Annotated in this window: 20 protein-coding genes; 7 read left to right on the forward strand and 13 right to left on the reverse strand. The window is 69.4% G+C overall.

Translation table 11 applies throughout. The features are described 5' to 3' along the window. The first annotated feature begins 184 nt into the window (after positions 1–184). Positions 185–778, forward strand: coding sequence for a DUF4291 domain-containing protein (locus ACZ4RZ_RS24510; protein WP_467747548.1), 594 nt, complete (start codon positions 185–187; stop codon positions 776–778). Positions 779–984: 206 nt separating this feature from the next. Then, complete coding sequence (locus ACZ4RZ_RS24515; protein WP_467747550.1) at positions 985–1,929, forward strand: hypothetical protein; 945 nt, start codon at positions 985–987, stop codon at positions 1,927–1,929. On the opposite strand, the gene ACZ4RZ_RS24520 is transcribed toward ACZ4RZ_RS24515, so the two are convergent. Further along, positions 1,896–2,414 (reverse strand): recombinase family protein, encoded by a 519-nt coding sequence (locus ACZ4RZ_RS24520; protein ID WP_467747552.1) that lies wholly within the window; start codon positions 2,412–2,414, stop codon positions 1,896–1,898. The genes ACZ4RZ_RS24515 and ACZ4RZ_RS24520 overlap by 34 nt on opposite strands. 270 nt (positions 2,415–2,684) lie before the next feature. On the opposite strand from ACZ4RZ_RS24520, the gene ACZ4RZ_RS24525 reads away from it, so the two are divergent. Then, complete coding sequence (locus tag ACZ4RZ_RS24525; RefSeq protein WP_467747554.1) at positions 2,685–3,989, forward strand: chloride channel protein; 1,305 nt, start codon at positions 2,685–2,687, stop codon at positions 3,987–3,989. Here ACZ4RZ_RS24525 and ACZ4RZ_RS24530 read toward each other — a convergent pair. The 4 genes from ACZ4RZ_RS24530 to ACZ4RZ_RS24545 form a co-directional block, all read right to left on the reverse strand. Then, positions 3,940–5,757, reverse strand: coding sequence for a glycoside hydrolase family 15 protein (locus ACZ4RZ_RS24530; RefSeq protein ID WP_467747555.1), 1,818 nt, complete (start codon positions 5,755–5,757; stop codon positions 3,940–3,942). The genes ACZ4RZ_RS24525 and ACZ4RZ_RS24530 overlap by 50 nt on opposite strands. A gap of 13 nt (positions 5,758–5,770) precedes the next feature. Beyond that, entirely contained in the window at positions 5,771–7,189 is a 1,419-nt protein-coding gene (locus ACZ4RZ_RS24535) for a DUF2252 domain-containing protein (protein ID WP_467747557.1), read from the reverse strand. Then, positions 7,186–8,772 (reverse strand): GMC oxidoreductase, encoded by a 1,587-nt coding sequence (locus ACZ4RZ_RS24540; RefSeq protein ID WP_467747559.1) that lies wholly within the window; start codon positions 8,770–8,772, stop codon positions 7,186–7,188. The genes ACZ4RZ_RS24535 and ACZ4RZ_RS24540 overlap by 4 nt, the downstream gene beginning before the upstream one ends. 124 nt (positions 8,773–8,896) lie before the next feature. After that, positions 8,897–9,790: a YhjD/YihY/BrkB family envelope integrity protein gene (locus tag ACZ4RZ_RS24545; protein WP_467747561.1), complete on the reverse strand. Its 894-nt coding sequence runs from the start codon at positions 9,788–9,790 to the stop codon at positions 8,897–8,899. A 242-nt stretch (positions 9,791–10,032) separates the two neighbouring features. On the opposite strand from ACZ4RZ_RS24545, the gene ACZ4RZ_RS24550 reads away from it, so the two are divergent. After that, the gene (locus ACZ4RZ_RS24550; RefSeq protein WP_467747563.1) at positions 10,033–10,677 is read left to right on the forward strand and encodes a GAP family protein; all 645 of its coding nucleotides are present in this window, start codon (positions 10,033–10,035) and stop codon (positions 10,675–10,677) included. 13 nt (positions 10,678–10,690) lie between these two features. On the opposite strand, the gene ACZ4RZ_RS24555 is transcribed toward ACZ4RZ_RS24550, so the two are convergent. Beyond that, positions 10,691–11,623 carry a cyclase family protein gene (locus ACZ4RZ_RS24555; RefSeq protein ID WP_467747565.1) on the reverse strand — a complete coding sequence of 311 codons (933 nt, stop codon included), beginning with the start codon at positions 11,621–11,623 and terminating at the stop codon, positions 10,691–10,693. A gap of 131 nt (positions 11,624–11,754) precedes the next feature. Here ACZ4RZ_RS24555 and ACZ4RZ_RS24560 point away from each other — a divergent pair, with 131 nt between their 5' ends. Continuing rightward, positions 11,755–12,717, forward strand: a complete 963-nt coding sequence (locus ACZ4RZ_RS24560; protein ID WP_467747567.1) for a DUF389 domain-containing protein — start codon at positions 11,755–11,757, stop codon at positions 12,715–12,717. 25 nt (positions 12,718–12,742) lie between these two features. Here the strand turns inward: ACZ4RZ_RS24560 and ACZ4RZ_RS24565 are convergent, their stop codons facing one another. Next, positions 12,743–14,119 carry a hypothetical protein gene (locus tag ACZ4RZ_RS24565; protein ID WP_467747569.1) on the reverse strand — a complete coding sequence of 459 codons (1,377 nt, stop codon included), beginning with the start codon at positions 14,117–14,119 and terminating at the stop codon, positions 12,743–12,745. A 97-nt stretch (positions 14,120–14,216) separates the two neighbouring features. On the opposite strand from ACZ4RZ_RS24565, the gene ACZ4RZ_RS24570 reads away from it, so the two are divergent. Together ACZ4RZ_RS24570 and ACZ4RZ_RS24575 are read left to right on the forward strand one after the other, a co-directional pair. Continuing rightward, entirely contained in the window at positions 14,217–14,348 is a 132-nt protein-coding gene (locus tag ACZ4RZ_RS24570) for a hypothetical protein (RefSeq protein ID WP_467747570.1), read from the forward strand. 145 nt (positions 14,349–14,493) lie between these two features. Continuing rightward, positions 14,494–16,242, forward strand: a complete 1,749-nt coding sequence (locus ACZ4RZ_RS24575) for a cation:proton antiporter (RefSeq protein WP_467747572.1) — start codon at positions 14,494–14,496, stop codon at positions 16,240–16,242. 4 nt (positions 16,243–16,246) lie between these two features. On the opposite strand, the gene ACZ4RZ_RS24580 is transcribed toward ACZ4RZ_RS24575, so the two are convergent. The 6 genes from ACZ4RZ_RS24580 to ACZ4RZ_RS24605 form a co-directional block, all read right to left on the reverse strand. Continuing rightward, positions 16,247–16,786 carry a gluconokinase gene (locus ACZ4RZ_RS24580; protein WP_467747820.1) on the reverse strand — a complete coding sequence of 180 codons (540 nt, stop codon included), beginning with the start codon at positions 16,784–16,786 and terminating at the stop codon, positions 16,247–16,249. Positions 16,787–16,791: 5 nt separating this feature from the next. Beyond that, entirely contained in the window at positions 16,792–17,841 is a 1,050-nt protein-coding gene (locus tag ACZ4RZ_RS24585) for a cytochrome d ubiquinol oxidase subunit II (RefSeq protein WP_467747574.1), read from the reverse strand. Then, entirely contained in the window at positions 17,838–19,226 is a 1,389-nt protein-coding gene (locus ACZ4RZ_RS24590; RefSeq protein WP_467747822.1) for a cytochrome ubiquinol oxidase subunit I, read from the reverse strand. The genes ACZ4RZ_RS24585 and ACZ4RZ_RS24590 overlap by 4 nt, the downstream gene beginning before the upstream one ends. Positions 19,227–19,337: 111 nt before the next feature. Continuing rightward, positions 19,338–20,177 (reverse strand): SDR family oxidoreductase, encoded by an 840-nt coding sequence (locus ACZ4RZ_RS24595; protein ID WP_467747576.1) that lies wholly within the window; start codon positions 20,175–20,177, stop codon positions 19,338–19,340. A gap of 132 nt (positions 20,178–20,309) precedes the next feature. Next, entirely contained in the window at positions 20,310–20,552 is a 243-nt protein-coding gene (locus ACZ4RZ_RS24600) for a DUF7144 family membrane protein (RefSeq protein WP_467747578.1), read from the reverse strand. A 347-nt stretch (positions 20,553–20,899) separates the two neighbouring features. Next, a complete protein-coding gene (locus ACZ4RZ_RS24605; RefSeq protein WP_467747579.1) occupies positions 20,900–21,391 on the reverse strand; it encodes an NUDIX domain-containing protein in 492 nt (163 codons plus the stop codon). Between the last annotated feature and the right edge of the window lie 16 nt (positions 21,392–21,407).

The raw sequence follows: 21,407 nt of genomic DNA on the forward strand, positions 1-21,407 counted from the left end.
CCGATCGGCTGAGGGGCATGTCCCGCACTCACAGCCGTTGCCTCCTGGCCGTGGGAGAGGGTCCCCGTTCTCCAAGACGACGGCCGTGGCACCCGGCAACGGTGCTGCGGCCGGCTCTCCGCCGGCGTGAACGGCGGTAGAAAATCAGTGGCCGCGCCCACTGGCCGGCTCCACGCTGTATGCCATGGAAGAACCGCCCCGCAGGATCCGCGCACTGCACACGGCATCCACGATCACCGTCTACCAGGCATACTCCCCTGAAATCGGACTGCCCGCCGCCCGCGACGGCCGCTTTCCCGCCGAGTGGAAGCGGGACCGCATGACGTGGATCAAGCCGTCGTTCCTGTGGATGATGTACCGCTGCGGCTGGGGCACGAAAGCAGGTCAGGAAACCGTCCTCGCTGTTGAGATCATGCGGGACGGCTTCGAGTGGGCCCTGCGCCGCGCGTGCCTGTCGAGCTACGTGCACGGAGTGCACCCGGACCGCGCCACCTGGCAGCGTCAGCTGAAGCGCGCGCCCACTCGCATCCAGTGGGACCCCGAGCGCGACCTGCACCTTCAAGCCCTGCCGTACCGCTCCTTGCAACTCGGCCTCTCCGGCGAGGCTGTACGGCGGTACGCGGACGAGTGGACGGTCAGCATCAGTGACGTGACTCCGCTCGCCCGCGAAATCCAGACGCTAGTCAGTGGCGGCGACCTGAATTCCGCGGCCCGACTGTTGCCCCACGAGCACCCATACTCCGCCGAGGATGGACTGCTGGCTCAGCTCGGTGCGTGACCGGACGAGCCCACCAACCGGCCGACTGCCGCCCGTGAGAGGAACGAGGGCTTGATCCACGTCAAGCCGCGCTCACAGACCTCTGCAACCCTCCGTCATCCGCGGATGTCACCACGAGCCGACCCGGGCGAGGAACGCACGAGAGGCCGCGCAACCATCCGGCGCACTCATGTGTCTGTTGTACACCGCATGAGGTCAGGAGAGGCATGGACGATCGCTGGGGCGTTCCCCCCGTGGGCCCGGGCACCGCGCCCGAGAAGTGGTTGCTGCGCGTCGGTGTCGTGGGCCTCCTCATTGCCGCCCCGGGCGCGGCGGTGGGTTACTTCGAGGGGTTTCAGGACGGCACGGAGGCCGGTGACTTCGCCTGGGTCATGATCTTCTTCGGCGGTCTGTTGATGGGCGTCACGGCATGGGTCGGCCTGCTACGCAGGCTGGATCCCGAGTCGCGGAGGGAACGTCGCCGCAGAACAGCCCTTCGACGCTCCCGGCAGGCGCCCCTGGCTGCCGCTGAACTCACCCACGACGCCCTCCTCGAAGCGGCCGTGCGCTCCACGTCCGAGGCCGTACGGCCGCAGCCACCCGCACCCGTGACCGACAGTCGACGGCGGTTGGTCTGGTGGCGTAACCGCGGCCTCCTCACCGCTTTCGGCCTTCCCGGCATCGCCGCCTGGACCGTGTTCGCAGCGCTTAGCGGGTTCGGCGGCGTGCTGCACATCTTCGGCGGGGTCGGCCGCGGGTGGTTCTTCCTCGTAGGTTCGGCCTGCGGCCTGGTGGCCCTCGTGTTCGAAGCGCGGCTCGCCCGCGGTCTCGCTCGCGTGGCCGTCGGCGAGCATGTACGCCCGATGCGCTGGCTGCTGCTGCGCGAACCGGACGCGGGCGAGGCCTACTTGGTGCTGTACCGGGCCGACGGCGACCCGGACGAGGCTCCGCCCATGCTTCTGCGGCTCGCCAAGAAGCGGCAGGCACGACGCCTCCCGCCGGTGGGTGTCGCGGACGTCCACGGCTTGCTCCGTCCCGTCACCGTGCTCGTGCCGTGGATCGACGGCTCACCTGTGTGGACCCGCCATCCCGTGACCGCGCTCGACTTGACGACTGAGCGCGACCGAAGGCGGCTGACTTACCTCAAGGGATCCGAGACCCACGGCCGATAGGCGCTCTTCGTGAGCGGATCCCGAAGGGGCTGGGCACACAGCCGGGCTCCGGGGAATCGACTGGCTTCGCCTCCGCAGTCCCCGTCACGAAAGTGGTTGTGAACTCGGCGCGTCAGTCGGTCGATGTCATAGACGATCAGTCCGTCCAACCACTGTCCGTCCGGCGTCGTCCCGCGCTTGAGATCTTCCAATGCCCCTTCGAACACGGGACGGATCACGCGATGGGCGACGGTACCGTCCGGCTGGCGCACCCGCTTGCGCTTCCATGCCGATGTGTCGGGTTCCTCGTACGTGTAGACGTAGTGGCCTCCGTGGCTTTCGACGAACTGGCGGTCGTCCTTCTCCTGCTCGTCACGGCTCTTGACGTCCCGGCCTGTAGCCGGACGCCACTTCTTCTTGTCGCTCCTGTCGGAGGAATCCCGCGCCTCGCCGTGGGCACGCGCGGGTAACTCCTCCTCGTCGACTTCGAGGGAGAGCCGGGCCAACCCGGCCCAGTTCTGTCTCTTGAGGCCGTCCCAGTGCGCTCGCTGTACCGGTCATCGCTGGTTGCCGCGGGTGGCGCGTCCACCCGGAGGGTTTCTGTGCGGTGTCGCGTGGCTGGGAACGGCATTGCTGAGCTGGTGGGTAGCCTCGCGCTCCGACCGGCGGAATCGCTTCCGAGCGGACTCAGGAGTAGAGCCATCACCGAGCCGAAGCCCGAAGAGGCAGAGCCTGCTCCGGGAAACCAGCCCCAAGAGGCCGACCAGCTGCGGAACATGCTGCGTCAGCCCGCGTACCGGCGGACGCTGGTGTTCTGCGGCCTGATCGGCATTCCGGTGTCGCTGGTCGCGTTCTGGTTTCTCGTCCTGCTCCACGAGCTGGAGCAGCTGATCTGGGTGGACTGGCCGCACCATCTCGGGTGGACGAATCCCCCGTGGTGGTGGCCGCTTCCCTTCGCTGTCGTGTCGGGAGTGGTCGTTGCCCTGGTCGTCCTGCGGTTTCCCGGCCGGGGAGGACATATTCCGGCGGCGGGCCTGCATGCGGGAGGGGCGTCGAAAGCCGCTGTTCCCGGTGTGGCCCTCGCCGCGTTGGCCAGCCTGCCGCTGGGAGCCGTGCTCGGCCCCGAGGCGCCCCTGATCGCCCTCGGCGGCGGTCTGGCGCTGGTCTTCCTGGATCTCGTACGCGCTCCAGCGACCAAGGCGCGCACGGCGTTGCTCGGTGCCGCCGGCGCCGCGGCGGCCATCTCCGTGATCTTCGGCAGTCCGCTGGTGGCGGCCGTGCTGCTGATGGAAGTGGCCGGAGTGGGCGGGCCGCAGCTGTTCGCGGTGATGCTCCCCGCGCTGCTGTCCAGCGGAGTCGGCGCCATTGTGTTCACCGGCTTCGGCGACTGGACCGGACTGAAGACCGGGAGCCTCAGCATCGGACTGCCCGCTCCGTCCCTCCTCGATGCCGGGGACGTGCTGTGGTCGGTGCCGATGGCGGTCGTCATCGGGGCGGGCGTCCACTGGATCACCGTGGGCGGACGGATCGCCGCGCGTTTCGTGGCCGCGCATCCGTTGCGGAACACGGTGCTCTGCGTACTCGGTGCGGCCTGCTCCGCGGCGCTCTACGCGGTGATCACCGGCCGTCCGCCGTCCGAGGTGTCCCTGTCCGGCCAGTCCACCCTGGCGCAACTGGCCGCCGACCCGCACGCGTGGCCGGTCAGCAGTCTGGTGGCGGTCCTGGTGTTCAAGACCGTCGCGTATGCGCTCTGTCTGGGAAGCCTTCGTGGTGGTCCGACCTTCCCCTCGCTGTTCCTGGGCGGCGCGTTGGGTGTCCTGCTCGCGCCGCTGCCGGGGCTCGGCGTCGTGCCGGGGATGGCGGCGGGTATGGCGGCCGCGTCCGCCGCCGCGCTGCGGCTGCCCGTCAGCTGTGTGGTGCTGGTCGTGCTGGTGGTGGGCAACTCGGGGACGGTGCCGGTGATCGCACTCGCTGCCGTGGTGTCCTTCGTGACCACCGAACTGCTGCCGCAGGGGCCGGGTATCCCGGAGTTCAGCGGCGGAGCGCGTCGAGAGACTCGTCCAGTGTCGTCGCGGCCATGATGAGGGAGAGGTGGGTGAAGGCCTGCGGGAAGTTGCCGAGTTGCTCGCCACTGGGGCCGATCTCCTCGGCGAACAGGCCGACGTGGTTCGCGTACGTCTGCATCTTCTCGAAGGTGTAGCGGGCCTGGGGGAGCCGCCCCGCGCGGGCGAGGGCGTCGACGTACAGGAACGTGCACAGGCTGAACGTTCCTTCGGAGCCGCGCAGTCCGTCGGGGGAGGCCTGGGGGTCGTAGCGGTAGACGAGGCTGTCGGAGACGAGGACGCGGTCCATGGCGTCGAGGGTGTTGAGCCAGGCAGGGCTGCGGGGGGCCAGGAATCCGACCCGGGGGGCGAGGAGCAGGGAGGCGTCCAGGACATCGCCGCCGTACTGCTGGACGAGGGCCTGCTCCTTGTCGTTCCAGCCGCGTTCCATGACCTGTTCGAGGATCGCGTCCCGGGCCTGGGTCCAGCGCGCGGTGTCGGCCGGCCTGCTGAACTCGGCTGCCAGCTTCAGACCGCGGTCGAAGGCGGCCCAGCACATCACCCGGCTGTAGGTGAAGTCCTTGCGTCCGCCCCGCGTCTCCCAGATGCCCTCGTCGGGCCGGTCCCAGGAGTCGGCGAGCCAGTCCAGGGTGGCGGCCAGGCTCTTCCACCCGTGATAGCCCGACTGTTCGCCGACCTCGCGGCCCTCGGCCAGGGCGTAGAGGGCCTCGCCGTAGATGTCGAGCTGCAGCTGGTCGGAGGCGGCGTTGCCGGCCCGGACCGGGTAGGAGCCGCGGTAGCCCTCGAAGTGCTCCAGGATCTCCTCCGTCAGATGAGGGTCGCCGTCGACCCGGTACATGATCTGGAGGGGTTCGTCGTCCGGTCCTTCGCGGGCGCCCAGGCGGTCGCCGAGCCAGCGGGTGAAGCGGGTCGCCTCCTCCACGAAGCCGAGGTCGAGCAGTGCCCGCACCGACAGGGATCCGTCCCGCACCCAGGTGTACCGGTAGTCCCAGTTGCGCTCACCGCCGACCTGCTCGGGCAGTCCCATCGTGGCGGCGGCGACCGGCGCGCCCGTGGGCGCGTAGGTGAGGAGCTTGAGGGTGATCGCGGAACGGTGCACCATCTCCGTCCAGCGGCCGTGGTAGCGCGAGGTGCGCACCCATTTCTGCCAGAAGTCGACGTTCTCCCAGAGCGCTTCGGTGACCCGGTCGGTGGTGGGCGGCGGCGGCATCTCCCCGCCCGGCGCACACACGGTGAAGACCACGGCGGCCGCCTCTCCGTCGTTGAGGGTGATGGCGCCCCGGACGTCCTGACCGTCCCGTTCGAGCGGGATGGTGCCCTGAAGGTAGGCGGTCGTCCCCGGGGCCCGGAATGTCGCCGCGTCGCGCGTCAGCTCGAGTTCGTGGGTGGCCCGCGCGTAGTCGAACCGCGGCCGGCATTCGAGGGCGAAGCGTACGGTGCCGCGCACCGCCCGTACGACACGCACCAGGGCGTGCCGGTCGGTCGCCGTCAGGCCCGGTTGGACCGGCATGTGGTCGACGATCTCGCCGACTCCGTCGGGCGACATGAAGCGGGTCACCAGAACGGCGGTGTCCGGGTAGTAGAGCTGCTTCCAGGTCCCTTCGGGGTGCTCGGGGGCGAGGAGGAAATAGCCTCCGCCGTCGTGGTGGAGCAGGGAGGCGAAGATGCTCGGCGAGTCGAAGCGCGGTGCCGCGAACCAGTCGATCACTCCCTGAGACGACACCAGAGCCGCGGTCTGCAGGTCCCCGACGAGCCCGTGGTCGGCGATGGGCGGATAGCGGTCCATGCTGGTCTCCTTGTCAGGCTGCTTCAGCCTTCACCCGCCCCGAACGGACGGCGTCGACGAGTGCCTGGTGGTCCTTTTCGTTCTGGTCGGCATAGCGCTCGGCGAACGTCACCAGCGCCCGGTCGAAGACATCGCCCCCGCCCAGATACGCGGCGATGGCGATCCGGTCACCCGACCTCGCGTGCGCGCGGGCCAGGGTGGCCCCGCACATTTCACCGAACGCCCGCATTCCGGCCGGCATCATCGACTCGGGCTCGGCGATGCCCTTCCAGTCCCGCAACTGCCGTACGTAGAAGTCCCGTCGGCGGCCGTCGATGCCGTCGGCCCGTTCCCAGCCCAGGAAGATGTCGCTGGTGGCCTGCATCAGCCGCTGGCCGGAGACCACCCGCTCGCCCTGCGTCCGGAAGCCGCCGGCCCCGGCAAACGGTGCCAGCACCGACTCGTCGGCCTCCTTGGCCTGCAGGAACAGCGGGTCCATGTCGTCCCGACCGAGCAGGAGAACGATCCAGCAGCGGGTGCCGACGCTGCCGACCCCGACCACCTTGCGGGCCACGTCGACCAACCGGTACTGCTCCAGCAGGAATCGCCGGTCCGACTGCAGGCTCTGACCGTAGCGTTCGATCAGCCGGCGGATCTGCTTCTCCAGAGCGCTGCGCTCGACCTCCGGAAGCAGGTCCTGGAGCGGCATGATCAGCGGCGGGTCCGCGGCGATGCGAGTCGTCCCGTCGACGACGTGGGTGAGTTTGTCGAAGGCGTTGAAACTGTCCCGGGTGCGTGCCTTCGCCACCGACTGCGACCAGCGCTGGCGGGCCCGCGCGCTCACGTCCTGGACGAAGTGCTCCCACACCCATTCCTCGTCGAACTGGGAGTACCACACGGGGAGATTGCCCGTCAGGGCGAAGCTCCGCATCCACTCGCGGTAGGACCGCACCGACGACCGCACGATGTCGGCCCGCTCCTTGTTGCTGAATCCGTTCGCCCGGCCCGCGATGACGAGACTGGCGGACAGCCGCTTGACGTCCCACTCCCACGGGCCGGGCAGCGTCTCGTCGAAATCGTTGATGTCGAACATCATGCGGCGCTCGGGCGAGGCCAGCAGCCGGAAGTTCAGCAGGTGCGCGTCGCCGCACAGTTGCGCTCTGATGCCCGACCGGGGGGTGTCGGCCAGATCCCCGGCCATGATGGCGGCGGCCCCACGGTAGAAGCGAAACGGTGACTCGGTCATCCTGCCGTAGCGGATCGGTACGAGCTCGGGCACGCGCGTCGCCGACTGCGCCTCGATGATGTCCACCGGGTCGGGCCGCTTCTGCGTGGGCGCGAACTCGGCGTGGCTGGAGCGGGGTACGGAAGCCCGGGCGGCCTTGCCGAGTGCGGCTCGCTCCTGCGGCGTCCGGTGCTTGGTGTGACCGTCGGCCGGGTCGTGGGAGGTCACTGCAGTCGCTCGGCGATGTGGTCGCCGACGCGCAGGGCGTTGGCGATGGCGGTCAGCGAGGGGTTGACCGCTCCGATACTCGGAAAGAAGCTCGTGTCGACGACGTAGAGATTGTCGAGGTCGTGGGCCTTGCAGTTGACGTCGAGGGCGGAGTCGGCGGGGTCGCGGCCGAAGCGGACCGTGCCCGCCTGATGCGCGGTGGCGCCGATGGGCATGCCCTTGTGCAGGTAGATGCTGCGCGACAGGAGATGGTGTTCGTGCATGCCCAAGTGGCCGAGCATGCCCTGCAGTTTGTGCCGCAGGCGGTTCAGCCCGGCGATATTGTTCTTCTCGTCGAGGGCCAGGTGGATGCCGCCGTCCTCGTCCAGGGTGACGCGGTTGTCGGCGGCGGGCAGGTCCTCTCCGCACAGCCAGAAGTCGACCGCGTGGTGGGCGAGCACCTCGAAGGGCATGTCGGGAGTGACGGCCCCGGCCCAGCGGGGCGCTTCGCCGTGGATCTGCGCGGAGTCGGACTTGCCGAGCATCTGGATGCCGCCGAGGGGATAATCCCAGTCGTCGGATCCCAGGTACCAGTCGTGCAGCGCCAGGGTCTTCTGGAACTTGGTGTCGTTCGGTTCCTTGGACACAGCCATCAGGGCCAGGTTGTTGTGCCGCATGTAGTGCCGGCCCACCACGTCCGAGCTGTTGGCCAGGCCCCGCGGATGGCGGTCATTGACCGAACGCAGCAGCAGGACGGCGGAGTTGACGGCCCCGCAGGCGACGACCACGATGTCGGCGCTGAACTCGACGGTCGCAGCGTCCCCGTCTCCCACCGTCGCGACGACCGAGGTGACGCTCCGGCCGGTCGCGTCCGTTTCCAGGCGCCGCACGTCCGCATGGGTGACCATCTCGACATTGGCGTGTTCGAGCGCGGGGTCGACACAGATGACCTGCGCGTCGGACTTCGCGCCGACCAGGCAGGGGAAGCCGTCGACGCGGTCGCAGCGGATGCAGGCGCTGGCGTGTACGGCCCGACCGCGCTCGTCCTGGGTGAGGTTCACCCCGATCGGCAGGTGGAAGGGGTGCAGCCCCTGCTTCTCCAGGTCGTGACTGAGTTGCTGGATGCGCGGCTCGTGCTGGACCGGCGGGTGGGCGTACTGGGCGCTGGTGGGACCCTCGGTCGGGTCCTCGCCGTGCCGGCCGTGGACGAGGTAGAGGTGTTCGGCCTGCGTGTAGTACGGCTCGAGTTCCTCGTAGCTCAATGGCCAGGCGGGGGAGATGCCGTCGTGGTGGCGGAGTTCGCCGAAGTCCTCGGGGCGCATACGGAAGAGTGCGGCGCCGTAGAATTTGGTGTTGCCGCCCACGTAGTAATTGACCTCGGGCGGGAACTGGTTTCCATGTTTGTCGTACCAGAACTCCGGAGCGCGGTATTTCCCTTTGACGAAGACCGCGGTGGAATCCCAGTTGTCGCGTTCGCGGGGCAGATAGTCACCGCGTTCGAGAAGGAGGATCCGTTTTCCGGTGGGCGCCAGTCGGTGGGCGATCGTGCCGCCGCCCGCACCGGTGCCGATCACGATGACGTCGTAGTGCTGCGCTTCGGTCATGCCCGCCACCGTCCTTGGAGCATGGTGCGGTCCTGCCGGATGAATTGGATATCCGCCCCCACCTGCTTTGGGCAGCTGGCCCGACTACCACGGTATCTCTGGGCGATATCTCCGGCGAGTTGGGCTAGTCGGGTGAACCGAGGCGCCGGGACACGGCGGGTTCCCGGGCGATGACCGCGCCGACGGTGATGCCGACGGCGATGACGACGCAGATTCCGATCAGCCACGACAGCACGGTGAAGACCGCGCCCAGTGAACCGTACTGGTCCAGGCTGCGGTTGAGCGCGGCGGGCACGTACAGCTTGGAGATCACCGTCAGCGTGGTCAGGGCCGCCCCGGTGAGGAGCGCGCCGGGCAGCAGCGGCAGCCAGGGGACGCGCGCGACGAGCAGCAGGTGCTGGGTCCACCACCAGATGCCCACCTGGGTGATCAACAGCAGCGGCAGACCCAGCCACAGCCCCAGGCCGAATCCGTTCCGCAGCGGTCCCTGCAGGGCGATCACGACCAGCAGGACCACGATCCACACGACCCATCTCCAGGCGGCGATCCGCACACTCGCACTCGGCAGCCGCCAGGCGCGTTGGCACAGCCGCTGCATCGCACGGCTGCACGCGGTGGCGGAGAGCAGCACCATCAGTGCGCTGACCGCCCCGGTGCTCTGCCGCAGGCTTCCGGGATCGGCCTGGTAGACCTTCTTCAGCTGCTCGTCGGCGGAGCCGTTGATGCCGAAGACGTCGTGCACGGAGGTGATGATCTCGTTGCGCACCGCCTGCGGGGCGAAAGAGGCGACCACGAAGAGCAGCGGAACGGCGGTCAGGAAGGCCTGGGCTGCCAGCCGCGTCGCGGAATCCAGCAGGTTCACCGCGACCAAGTGCGAGGTGAGGCGGGTGATCACCGGGAACCGCCCCTCGGCGGTGGCGCGGAGCCGCAGCAGCCGGACCCGCAGAGCCGCCGCCCGCCCGCGCCAACGGCTCGCCCGGCCGTCCGTGGTCGAGCCGGATCCTCTGCCTGCGCGCATTCTGCTCCCCGGGTCGGGCCTGGGCTCCACACCGCTCGAGACGTGACCGCGCCACCAGGTTGCCGCCCGGAGCAGCCGCCGGGCCCGCGGCGCGAGCGCCGTTGCGCCGGACGGGTGAGGCGGCCGCCGACGGCGTTCCGGGCGGAACTGCGGATTTGTGGGTGCCTGCGGCGGCGGTGACGATGGCCATATGCGCGATGCCGGCGCCGTTGCGAGTCTCGCGAGGCCACGCGGGGGCAGCGATGGTCCTTGACCTGTTCCTCATCGGCCTGGCGATCGCCTTGTACCCCTTGCCGGTCACCGGATTCGTGCTGGTGCTGTCCGCGCGCAGCGGGATCTGGAAGGGGCTGGCTTTCGTTCTCGCCTGGCTCGCCTCCTTCGTCGGGATCATCGCGGTGGTGCTGCTCATGACCGGCGGGAAGCCGCCGCCGCCGAAGTCCCCGCCCTCCACGGCCGCGCTGGCCGCCAAACTGGCCATCGGCGTCGGGCTCGTCTGGTACGCGGAGCACATCCGCCGCAGGGTGGGCCGGCGGAAGAAGTCCTCCGGTTTCATGTCGCGGCTCGACCGGATCTCCCCGTGGACGGCGGCCGGTTTGGCGTTGTTCCTCCAGCCGTGGGGGGTGGTGGCGGCCGGTGCCGCCACAGTGGTGCAGGCCGATCTCTCCCATGCCGCCTCGTACGCGGCGTTGCTGGGCTACTGCCTGCTGGCCAGCTCCGTCCTCATGACCATGGAGATCTACGCGACCTTCGCCGCCGACTCGGCCCGCGTACGGCTCGGAAGGCTGCGTACGTGGCTGGAGCGACATCAGGACCAGGCGATCGTGTCGCTGTCGCTGCTGCTGGGGCTGTGGCTGGTGGGCAGGAGCATCTACCAGCTGACCGCCTGAGCCGGTCCGGCCGTCACAGGATCGCGAGGGGATTGACGGGGGAGCCCGTGGCCGCGGGCAGCCGGAGAGGGGCGATCACGCAGAGGAACGACCAGCGGCCTTCCCGCGCGCAGATCGGCGCGAGGTCCTCGAACCGCAGATAGTCGAGCAGATGCAGTCCCATCGCGTGGATGGCGAGCACATGCACCGGGAATGCCACCCCCTGCGCCGCGCTGGGGGCCGTGTCGTTGTTGCCGTCGCTGCCGAGTACGGCCACCTCCCGCTCGGCCAGGAACTCCATGGCGCTCGGATGGAGTCCGGCACGAGCGGCGGCCGTGTCCCAGGGGCCCAGTTCCTCACGACGTCGGCGGTGCCCGACCCGTACGAGGAGGATGTCGCCCCGGCCGACGCGGAGCCCCTGCCGTGCCTCGGCGGCGGCGAGGTCGTCGGCCGTCACCTGTGATCCGGGTTCGAGCCAGGGCACGCCGCGCAGCCGGGGGACGTCGAGGAGGACCCCGCGTCCGACGATGCCGTCGCGGGCCAGGTCGATGGACAGGGCGCTCGCTCCGTCGGACGACAGTACGTCCGCCGCCGGTGTGCCGCCGTGCAGCGTGCCGTCGTAGATGACGTGGCAGAGCGCGTCGATGTGGCTGTCCACATCGCCGTGAATGTTCATGGCGAAACGGTCCCGCGCGAAATCCAGACCGCTCGAGCTCGGCTCGCCGTCGGCCGGAGCGGTGAGCCGGTGCTCGGCCGGATCGGCGTCGTCGGGTCCGGTACGCGTGTTCACGGGAGCGGCGAGCGACACCGTTCGCCCCGACCGCACCTCGCGGACCGCCGCCAGTACCTGTGCCTCGGTGATCGTTTCCAGGGCGCCCCGGGGTGCGGCGCCGCCCGGGGCGGTGTCGCGCAAGTGCCGGTAGAGCGACTGGAAGTCGGCCTCGCTCAGCTCGTCGGGCATCGGCATGCCCCCACCATCCGGCAGGTGTCTGATTCCGGCACGCCGAGTTGCCGTGCTCAGGGCACGCCGCGTTAATGGATGAGCGACCGGTCCGGGCCACAAGCCGGCGCAGACCGCACCGATACGCGGAGGTCCGGATGGACATGATCCACGTCCGAGCGGTGTGTCCGCCGGACCTCACGGAACGCACCATGTCCCTGCTGAGCGCCGAGCCGTGCGTCCTGAACCTGCTCCTGCGGACGGGCAGCGTACGCAACCCCGACGGCGAGTCCATCGAGTGTGACGTCCTGACCGGAGCCGCGAACGAGGTGCTGCGCGGCCTGCGGGACCTCGGACTGGAACGCCGTGGCTCCATCGTCCTCGATCCCGTCGACACCGTGTTCTCGGAGACTGCGGCCAGGGCCGGGGCCGAAGAACTCGGGGCCCGGCTGCGCGCGCCGGTGTGGGAGCAGGTGGAGGCCCGGATCCGGGCCGAGGGCAGGTACCCTCCGAGCTTCTATCTCTTCCTCATGATCGCCGGAATCATCGGCGCGGTCGGCATCATCACCAACTCTGAGATCCTCATCGTCGCGGCCATGGTGGTCGGACCCGAGTACGGGGCCATCACCAGCGTCGCCCTCGGGATCGACCGCCATTCCCGGCCGAGAATCCGGCAGGGCCTCATGGCCCTGCTCGTCGGATTCCTGCTGGCCATTGTCGCGACCTTCCTTTTCGCCCTCCTCGTCCGGGGCTTCGGGCTGCAGCCGAGGGGATTCGAGCTGGGGCTGAGGCCCGTCTCGAACCTGATCAACACGCCCAACTTCTTCTCGGCCGTGGTGGCGGTGCTGGCCGGGATCGTCGGCATCGTCTCGCTGACCGAGGCCAGGACGAGCGCACTGCTCGGCGTCTTCATCTCGGTGACCACCATCCCGGCGGGAGCCGACATCGGTGTCTCGTTGGCCTACTCCAGCTGGAGCGAGGCCTGGGGTTCGCTGCTCCAGCTCCTGCTCAACATCGTCGTACTGATCGTGGTCGGTACCGGCACGCTCAAGTGCCAGCGCGCGATCTGGCGGCAGGTGAGCGAGCGCCGACAGGAGCGTGCCGTCGGGCGGACGGCGTAGGAGTGAGCGCCGACAAGAGAGCGCGTCAGACGGACGGCGTAGGAGCGGACGGCGTAGAAGTAGAAGGGGTGCCGGAGTCCAGGAACTCGCGGATCGCGAAGGCGACCAGCACGATGACCACCGTCCACAGCACGACTGCCATGGTCGGGTAGCTCCAGGTCAACAGGACGATCGCGGCGACCGCCAGGATCGCGGCGCCGAACCACCGCTTGTAGCGGTGCACGAACCGGCCGACCGCACCCAGCCGGAGCCCCGCCGACACGGCGACGTCGCGCAGAGCGCCGATGCCTCTGCTGCAGCCTGTACGGGTGAGGACGGCGACCCGGGACGGGCCGATGAGGAAGGCGCCGATGGCCGTCACGAGAGCGAGCGCACCGACCGCCCGCACGCCGGCGCGCAGGAACTTGATCAGCGCGTCGTACACCGCGCCCGCGGCGGCCTCGGATGCCCCGACGGGGAGATGGTCGAGGTAGATCGACCGCACAAGGGTGAGCGCGACGCCGAGCACCACCATGGCGACGAACACCCCGAGCGCGGCCCCGATCAGCGCCCGGCGCCGGTTGACGGCCAGATACACGCCCGCGGCTGCGATCAGTACGGCGATGATGGGGAGCCAGGAGCCGATGATTTCCAGCAGCCGCAGATACGTTTTGATCTTGCCGACGTCCTTCGAGGCGAACACCACGAAGTTCGTGTGGACGGCCGGGATCCGAGCGGCCGGTTTGAAGCCGGCACTGACCAGTCGGTCCTTCACCTTGGTGATGATCGGTCCGACGTCGATGGCGACCTGACCGTCCTTGATGGACACCGCACCACCGGCCTCGCCCGTGAGGGCCTTGTCCAAGGCGTTGTGGGCCGAGCGGTTCGCGTCCACCCAGACGGTGTCGAAGACACTGCTGGAGACCACTCGCTCCACCGTGCCGCTGATCAGGCTCTGCAGGCCGCTCGTGATCGGGCCCTTCAGGTCGCCGAGCAGCTGGGCCGCCCTCGGCGGGGCGCCCTTCTGCGCCGCCGCCTGCTCCAGCTCCTTGACCAGCGCCGCCACGTCGATCTGTGCCAGAACCGCGGTGGTGACCCGGTTGGTGACCGCCTTCTGCACGTCCGGATTGCTCGCCAGCGGCCCCACGGTGGCGACGTAGCGGTCGGTGTCCCGCACGATGCTGTTCGCCCAGACCGCGACGACGGCCAGCAGCGACAGCAGAGAGGCGAGGAGAATCAGCAGGACCGAACCCGTCGACCGGAGCCAGTGCTGTCGCGCGGCCCCGGGCCGTCCGGCGGTCTCCAGGGCGCTCACCCGGTGCCGCAGTTCGTCCAGTTCGCTGCGTTCCCGTGACGAGAGCCGCTGGTCGTCCGACTGGTCTGCGGACTTGTCCGGGTCCGGTGGGGGCGCGCTGCTCGTCATGGTTACAGGAGATGTGTGCGGATCCGATCCCGCGACCTGAACCGGCCCGGCGAGTGAATACCGCATCGAAGTGCGGCGGCTCCCGTCCGATGCTGCAATGGAATTCGAGGACCGGGGGCATGCCGTGACCACCCCCGCGCCCTTCGCCACCGCCCTGCGACGCGGGGGTGCGCAGCTGGTCGCCTCGGGGCGGATCCCAGTGCCGGCCGCGCTGAACGCGACGGAGTAGCGGGCCGGAGGAAGTGTCTTCGCTCCTACCGGCGGAATGCGGGCCTCTGCTCGAAGCGACAGTGCCGCGATCGCGCCTCGGTGTCAGCTGAAGAACGACCGGTCGGCGCAGGCGGCTGCCGTCCGGGAGCGCGGGAGGCATCGCGGTGACGGAAGACCAAGTGCTCATCGGCCTCGGCCTGATCGTCGTACTCGCCGCCGGCTCCCAGGTGGTGGCGAGCCTTCTGCACATCCCCGCGCTGATCGTTCTGCTGCCCGCCGGATTCACCGCCGGCGCGCTGACGGACGACGTCAACCCCGAGCGGCTGCTGGGCAGCACCTTCTCCCCGCTCGTCTCGCTGGCTGTCGCGGTGATCCTCTACGATGCCGGGCTCGGCCTGGACCTGAAGAGGTTCAGGGCCCACACCCGCCGGGTCGTGGTGCGGCTGATCTGGCTGGGCGCCCCGTTCACCTGCGCTTCGGCGGCGCTTGTGGCCATACCTCTGCTCGGGATGTCCCAGGGCGCGGCCGTGATGCTCGGAGCGATCCTGGTGGTGTCCGGGCCGACCGTCGTCGGCCCGCTGCTCAACTTCGTCCGCCCTACGGAGCGGTTGCAGCGGATCCTCATCTGGGAGGGTTCGCTGATCGATCCGGTGGGCGGCATCCTGGGCGCGCTGGTCTTTCACGGCGTCATGTCCGCAGGGCGCAGCGGCTTCGGAAGCAAGATCGGGGAATTCGCCGTCAGTACGGCGGTGGGTGTGGCCGGCGGTGTCGCCGGAGCTGCCGTACTGACGTTCGTGCTGCGCAGGCTCCGGCTCGGCGAGGTGCTCGGCACCACGGTGCAACTCGCCGCGGTCGTCGGTGTGGCGGCCGCCTGCGACGTGGTCCGGGACGACACAGGACTCATCGCCGCCGTGCTGATGGGGCTGGCGGTGGCGAACCTGCCCGGCTTGGACGTCCCCGCCCGAAGGCCGTTCTTCGAGACCCTCGTGCATCTGGTCATCGGACTGCTGTTCATCTCCATCTCGGCCACCGTCAGCCCTCAGTCCCTGCGGCACGTGCTGCTGCCGACGCTGGGGCTCGTGGCGGTCCTCGTCGTCGTGGTACGGCCCCTCGTGGCGGCCGGGTCAGCACTGAGGACCGATCTGACGGCCGGGGAACGGGGCTTCCTCGGGTGGATGGCACCACGCGGAATCGTGGCCGCCGCCACTGCCTCGACGTTCTCGGCCACGCTGGTCGACAAGGGCGTCGGTGGCGCTGCCAAGATCCTCCCGGCCACGTTCGTGGTGATCGTGGCCACCGTCACGCTGTACGGGCTGAGCGCGGCGCCCATGGCCAGACGGCTGGGAGTGGTGCGCCCGGCGCGTTCCAGGCCCTTGCTCGTGGGCGGCGATCCATGGGTGATCGATCTGGGGCGGGCGCTGCGATCGGCGGGGCTTGACGTGGTCATGTGGGCAGGGCACGAGGCCGAGCGCGACAGCATCAGGGCCGCCGGGATCGAACTCGCCCCAGGAGAGCTGTTCGCCGCGGCCACGGGCGCCGGCGCGGAGCTCGAAGGCCTCACCGGGGTCCTGCTCCTCACCGGCGAGGACGACTTCAACGCGCTGGCGTCCATGAACCTCGAAGGCAGTGTCGAGGGGACGGTCTACCGTCTCGGCCCGCCCACGGAGAGTCAGGGCGTCATCGCCCCCTACACAGGTGGCCAAGTGCTCTTCGATCCGGAACTGACCGGACCCGAACTGACGCGCCGCTACGCCCGGGGCGCCCGAGTCGTGACCCATCACGTCGACGGTCCCGTCCCGGCCGGACACACCATGCTGTTCCTGGTACGTGGTGACGGCCGGCTCCTCCCCGTCACCCGTACCGGCGGTCCGACGCCGCAGACCGGAGACGTCGCCGTACTCCTGAGCGCCTGACCCGTCAGCGGGCCGTGGGTTCGCCGAAGCTCGTGACGGCTGCCCGCACCCGGGCGAGATTGGCCGGGAGGCCGGCGGTCGCGTCCACGGTCATGCCCGGCTCATCCGGTTCCAGTGGCTCCAGCGTCGCGAACTGCGAGTCGACCAGCCGGGCGGGCATGAAGTGACTGGTGCGCCGGGACACGCGGTCCCAGGCGGTGTCCCGGTCCAGGGCGAGGTACAAGCACCAGAGCCCTGAGCCCGCGGCCGCCCGGAGTTCGTCGCGGTAGGCGCGCTTGAGGGCCGAACAGGCGACGACCAGCCCCTCGCCGGCCTCGGCGGATCGATGGATCCGGTCGGCGAGGGCACGCAACCAGGGCTCGCGGTCGGCGTCGTCCAGTGCGTGCCCTGCGGCCATCTTGGCGACATTCGCGGCGGGATGGAAGTCGTCGCCTTCGACGAACGGCAGAGCGAGCTGCTCGGCGACCGCCTTGCCGACGGTGGTCTTCCCGGAACCCGACACGCCCAGGACCAACACGATCGGCGGCCCTTTCCGGGCCTGCATCCCGCTCACAGGTTTTCGGGTTCCCGTCCGGCCGCCGTCTGTCGCAAGTCGGCCTCGGTCAGGGGCTGGAGGACGCCGCGGGTGTCCAGCCGGTAGAGCAGGACAAGGGGCGGTCCGACGAGTACCACCGCGATGACCGTGACCAGCATCAGCCAGCGCAGCGTCGTCGACGCGCCGGCCGCCTGGGACACGGTCAGTGAGGTGGGGATGAGATAGGGCCGCTGGGCCAGCCCCCACGCCACGACGACGAGGGCCACGCTGCCGACCGCGGTGATCCTCGCCCATCCCGTCGCGGTGCGGTACAGCAGCCAGGCAGTGGTCAACGCGCTGACGACGGCGACCAGTACGAGGGCGAGACCGATTCCGCCCGTCAGCCCGTCGTGGACGTAGGGCGCGTCGTCGTGGGTCACGGCCAGGCCGACGATCGCCAGCACGGCGATGACGCCGAGACTGCACCAGGCCCTCAGCCGGAAGTAACCGACGAGGTCGGCGGCATCGAAGCGGCGGGCGTCGGCGGTCAGGAACACCGCCCCGAGGAAGGCGGTCGCGGCGACGGTGAGCAGCCCGGCGATCACGGACGTCCCGTTGGACCACGCGTCGGCGGACGCGTTCGTGCCGGGAGCCACCCGGCCCGTGGCGATCCCCCCGATCGCCGCTCCGAGGAAGAAGGGCGTCAGGAGCGAGGAGACGGCGAAGACGGCGCCGTACACCCTGCGCCGGGCGAGACGCCGCATGGGCTTGCGCAGGGCGAAGCCGGCGCCGCGCAGGACGAGCCCCACGGCCGCGAGCGCCAGGGGAAGCCACATGGCGGAGAAGACCGTCTGGAACAGGACCGGGAAGCCGGTCCACATGATGACCAGGACGAAGATGAGCCAGACGTTGTTGGTCTCCCACACGGGTTCCATGGCGTGATCGATGAGCCACCTGGGGCGTTTGCCACGGTCGGTGCCGCCCGCGACGAGGTCCCAGAATCCGGCGCCGTAGTCCGTGCCACCGGCGCACGCGTAGGCGGCTACGGCGGCCAGCAGCACCCATGCGACGACGTCCTCGATCATTCGTCCCCCTTGTCCCTGCCTCCGGTGGTGGACAACAGGCGGGGCCCGTAGGGGGTGTCGCCCTCCAGGTCCTCGGCGGTGGCTCCCGCGAGAGCGGCCTCGTCGGCCAGCCGCCACCGGCTGCTCATCTTCAACAGGACGGCCAGGAAGGAACCGAGGACGAGGACGTAGACCACCACGACGATGCCGAACATCGTCCACAGGGACGCGGCACGGGTGTCCGTCACCGCCTCCGAGACCCGCATGTTCTGGTAGACGATCCAGGGCTGCCGGCCCACTTCGGTCGTGATCCAGCCGCACTCCACGGTCAGCAGGCAGGCCACGCCGGCGAGGGCGGCACACCGGAAGAACCAGCGCGACCTGGGCAGGTCACGGCGGCGCAGCCAGCACCAGCCGTACCAGAGCGCGAGCAGGATGAGCAGGCTCCCGATGGTCACCATGATGTCGAACGCCCAGTGCGCGATCGTGGCCTGAGTCGCCGTCGGCCGGTCGCTCGCGGGGACCGACGAAAGGCCCGTCACCTTGGTGTTCGGGCTGAAACCGGCCAGGATCGAGTCCAGTTGGGGGATTTTGATCCCGCCGGAGATCGACCCGTCGGGATGCAGGCGCCCGAACATGTACTCCGGCACATGGGTGTCGGTCTTCCAGACGATTTCGGTGGCCGCGAACTTCACCGGCTGCTTGTGGAAGACGGAGCGGGCGATCGAGTCCCCGAGCATGAACTGCACGGGGGTGAGAATCGCGGCGACGGTGAACGGCACGGTGAAGCCGAGCCGGTGGTAGCGGTCCCGGCGGCCCCGCAGCAGGCCGACCGCGTACACCCCGGCGACGACATACCCGGCGGTCAGGATCACGCCGACCACGAAGTGCCAGTACTCGGGGCCGAACATCGGCGTGAAGACCGCCTGACGCACGTTGACGTTCACGGGGTTGCCGGACGCGTCGAGTGTGAAGCCGCGGGGGGTGTTCATCCAGGCGTTCGCGGCGACGATGCCGAACGCCCCCATCAGGGCGGTCAGCGGCAGCGGCAGGCCGAGCCAGAAGTGCGTCCACGGCTTGAGCCGGCGCCAGCCGTAGAGGTAGATGGCGATGAGGATCGCTTCGAGGAAGAACGCCCACGCCTCGACCCCGAAGCCGAGCCCGAAGACATCGCCCCAACGGCCCATCATCCCCGGCCACAGCAGACCGAATTCGAAGGACAGCACCGTGCCGGTCACAATGCCGATGGCGAACTGCACGGCCATGACCGCCGACCAGCGCCGCGCGAGCAACAGGGCGACGGCGTCGCCCTTGCGCAGCCCGCGGTAGTGCATCAGCAGGGTGATGGCGGGCAGGGCCACACCGAAGGGCACGAGCAGGATGTGGGAGGCCAGGGTGAAGGCCATCAGCTCCCGGGCGGGCAGAAGTTGTGGTGGGCCGTCCGCGAGAAAGTGGTCGATCACGTTGTTCACATGGGCCTCGGTGGCTCGTACCGGATGGCTGCGGGGCAGCGGGCGTCAGCCACCCGTGGCGAAACCGGGGAACAACGTCATTCCGCCGTCCACGTAGATCGTGGTCCCCACGACGTAGTCGAAGAGATCGGACGCCAGAGCGGCCACCACGTTCGCGATGTCGTCCGGGTCGCCGACGCGGCGGTAGGGGACGAGCCGGAGAAGCTCGGCTTCGGCCTCGGGGGTGTCCCACGCACTGCGGTTGATGGGCGTACGAATCGCACCCGGAGCCACGGCGTTCACCCGGATCCGGTGCGGCGCGAGCTCCTGCGCGAGGGTCGCCATGAGCATCTGCACCCCGCCCTTGGACGCCGCGTAGTTCACGTGGCCCGCCCAGGGGATGATCTGGTGGACCGAACTCATGCAGATGATTTTTCCGGCGGAGCGGGAGACCTCGGGGACGACGCCCCGTCGCATGAATTCCTTGGCCGCTTCACGGGCGCACAGGAATTGTCCGGTCAGATTGACGTCCAGCACTTTGTGCCACTGAGCCATGGTCATATCGGTGACGGGGGCATCGCGCTGGAGCCCCGCATTCGCCACCATGACGTCGATGGTCCCGAACTCCTTGACCATGCGGGAAACCATGTCGACGACCTGGTCCTCCTGCGACACGTCCGCCTCGTGTGCGTAGGCACGGACGCCGAAACCCTCGATCTCGCGCACGACCTCTTCTGCGGCGTCCTGCCCGGCCACGTAGTTCACCACCACATCGGCGCCCACTCGCCCCAGGCCGATCGCGGTGGCCTTGCCGATGCCGGAATTCGCCCCCGTCACCAGAGCCTTCTGCCCCTTGAGGAGCTGGAAGGCAAGGGGCTGGCGACCGTCACTGCCGCTGGTGTCCACTGGTGTCTCCCTACGGGTGCCGACGCGGACATTCGGAGGAATCCGCCCCACAACGAAAGCACTTGTAGTCCAGTACGGCCTGGTGGCGCGTCGCCTGTCAGCCGGTCGGGGTGCCGGCCCGGTCTGAACGGCTCAATTGCCCACCCGCTGGGTTGCGGGGACGGCGCGGTGGGCTGGTCGGTGCGGGTATTTCCGGCTGGTTCCGACGCACAGGGCCCAGATGACGCAGGCATCCACGGCGATCAGCACGCCGGCGCAGATGGGGGAGTACGGCAGCCACAAGAACTTGGCGGCCATCGACAGGCCTGCCAGGGTGACTCCGACCACGTGTGCCCAATCAGCTCCACGGAAAGCTGGGACCGGTCGGTGGCCCACATTTCAGATTGCCACGAGAATCACCGACCGGCAGAACTCAAGGGATTTTCGCGGGGCAGCACCAAGATTGATGTGCGGGGTAATCCGTACGGTGCTCCAATAGAAGTGCCTGGTGTGCCGATAATTGCGCGTCGGCCGGGGTAGCTGTTAATTTCACGGGCCTTCCGCGAGAAAAGGAAGCGCTGTGCCCGGTCTCCTCCGCTGTCGCCGCTCACCGCGGCCGAATTCGAGGAGCGGAAGCGCAGGATCCTCGGCTGAGCGATCGGTCCTCATCGCGAGGGACACCGACGAGGAGCTGCGCTGGAGGGCAATAAGCCGCGAAACGTGGTGGGTTGAACGGCGCCCGGTCAGCCCACCCGGTGGCCGTTCTCCAGTTCCGCAGTCCCCGCGCCCTCCGCCAGCACGTCGAGCCCGGCGAGAACGCGCCGCCCCAGTGCGCCCGGCAGATATACGGCCAACTCTTCGCGCGGCACCAGCCGCCAGGACAGCAGTTCCTCCTCCTGCAGTCGGATCGACTTGAGGTCGTCCTCGCCGAGGATCCCGCCGTCGTACAGGTAGGCCACCAGCGGCGGTCGCGCTGTCCCGTGCACCCAGTCGACCGCGAGGAGCCGGCCGAGCTCGACGTCCAGGCCGATCTCCTCGGCCGTCTCGCGGCGCGCGCCCTGCCGCGGGGTCTCCCCGTCGTCCGACTCGACGGTGCCGCCCGGAAGGGCCCAGCCCTCGCGGTAGTTCGGCTCGACGAGCAGCACCCGCCCCTCGGCGTCGCGGAAGAGGGCGGCGGCCCCGGCGAGGACGCGGGGCAGTCCCGCGATGTACGTGGCGAAGTCTGGAGTGGTCACCCACGAAGGGTAGCGA

The organism is Streptomyces sp. NPDC027189 (genome assembly GCF_055566975.1).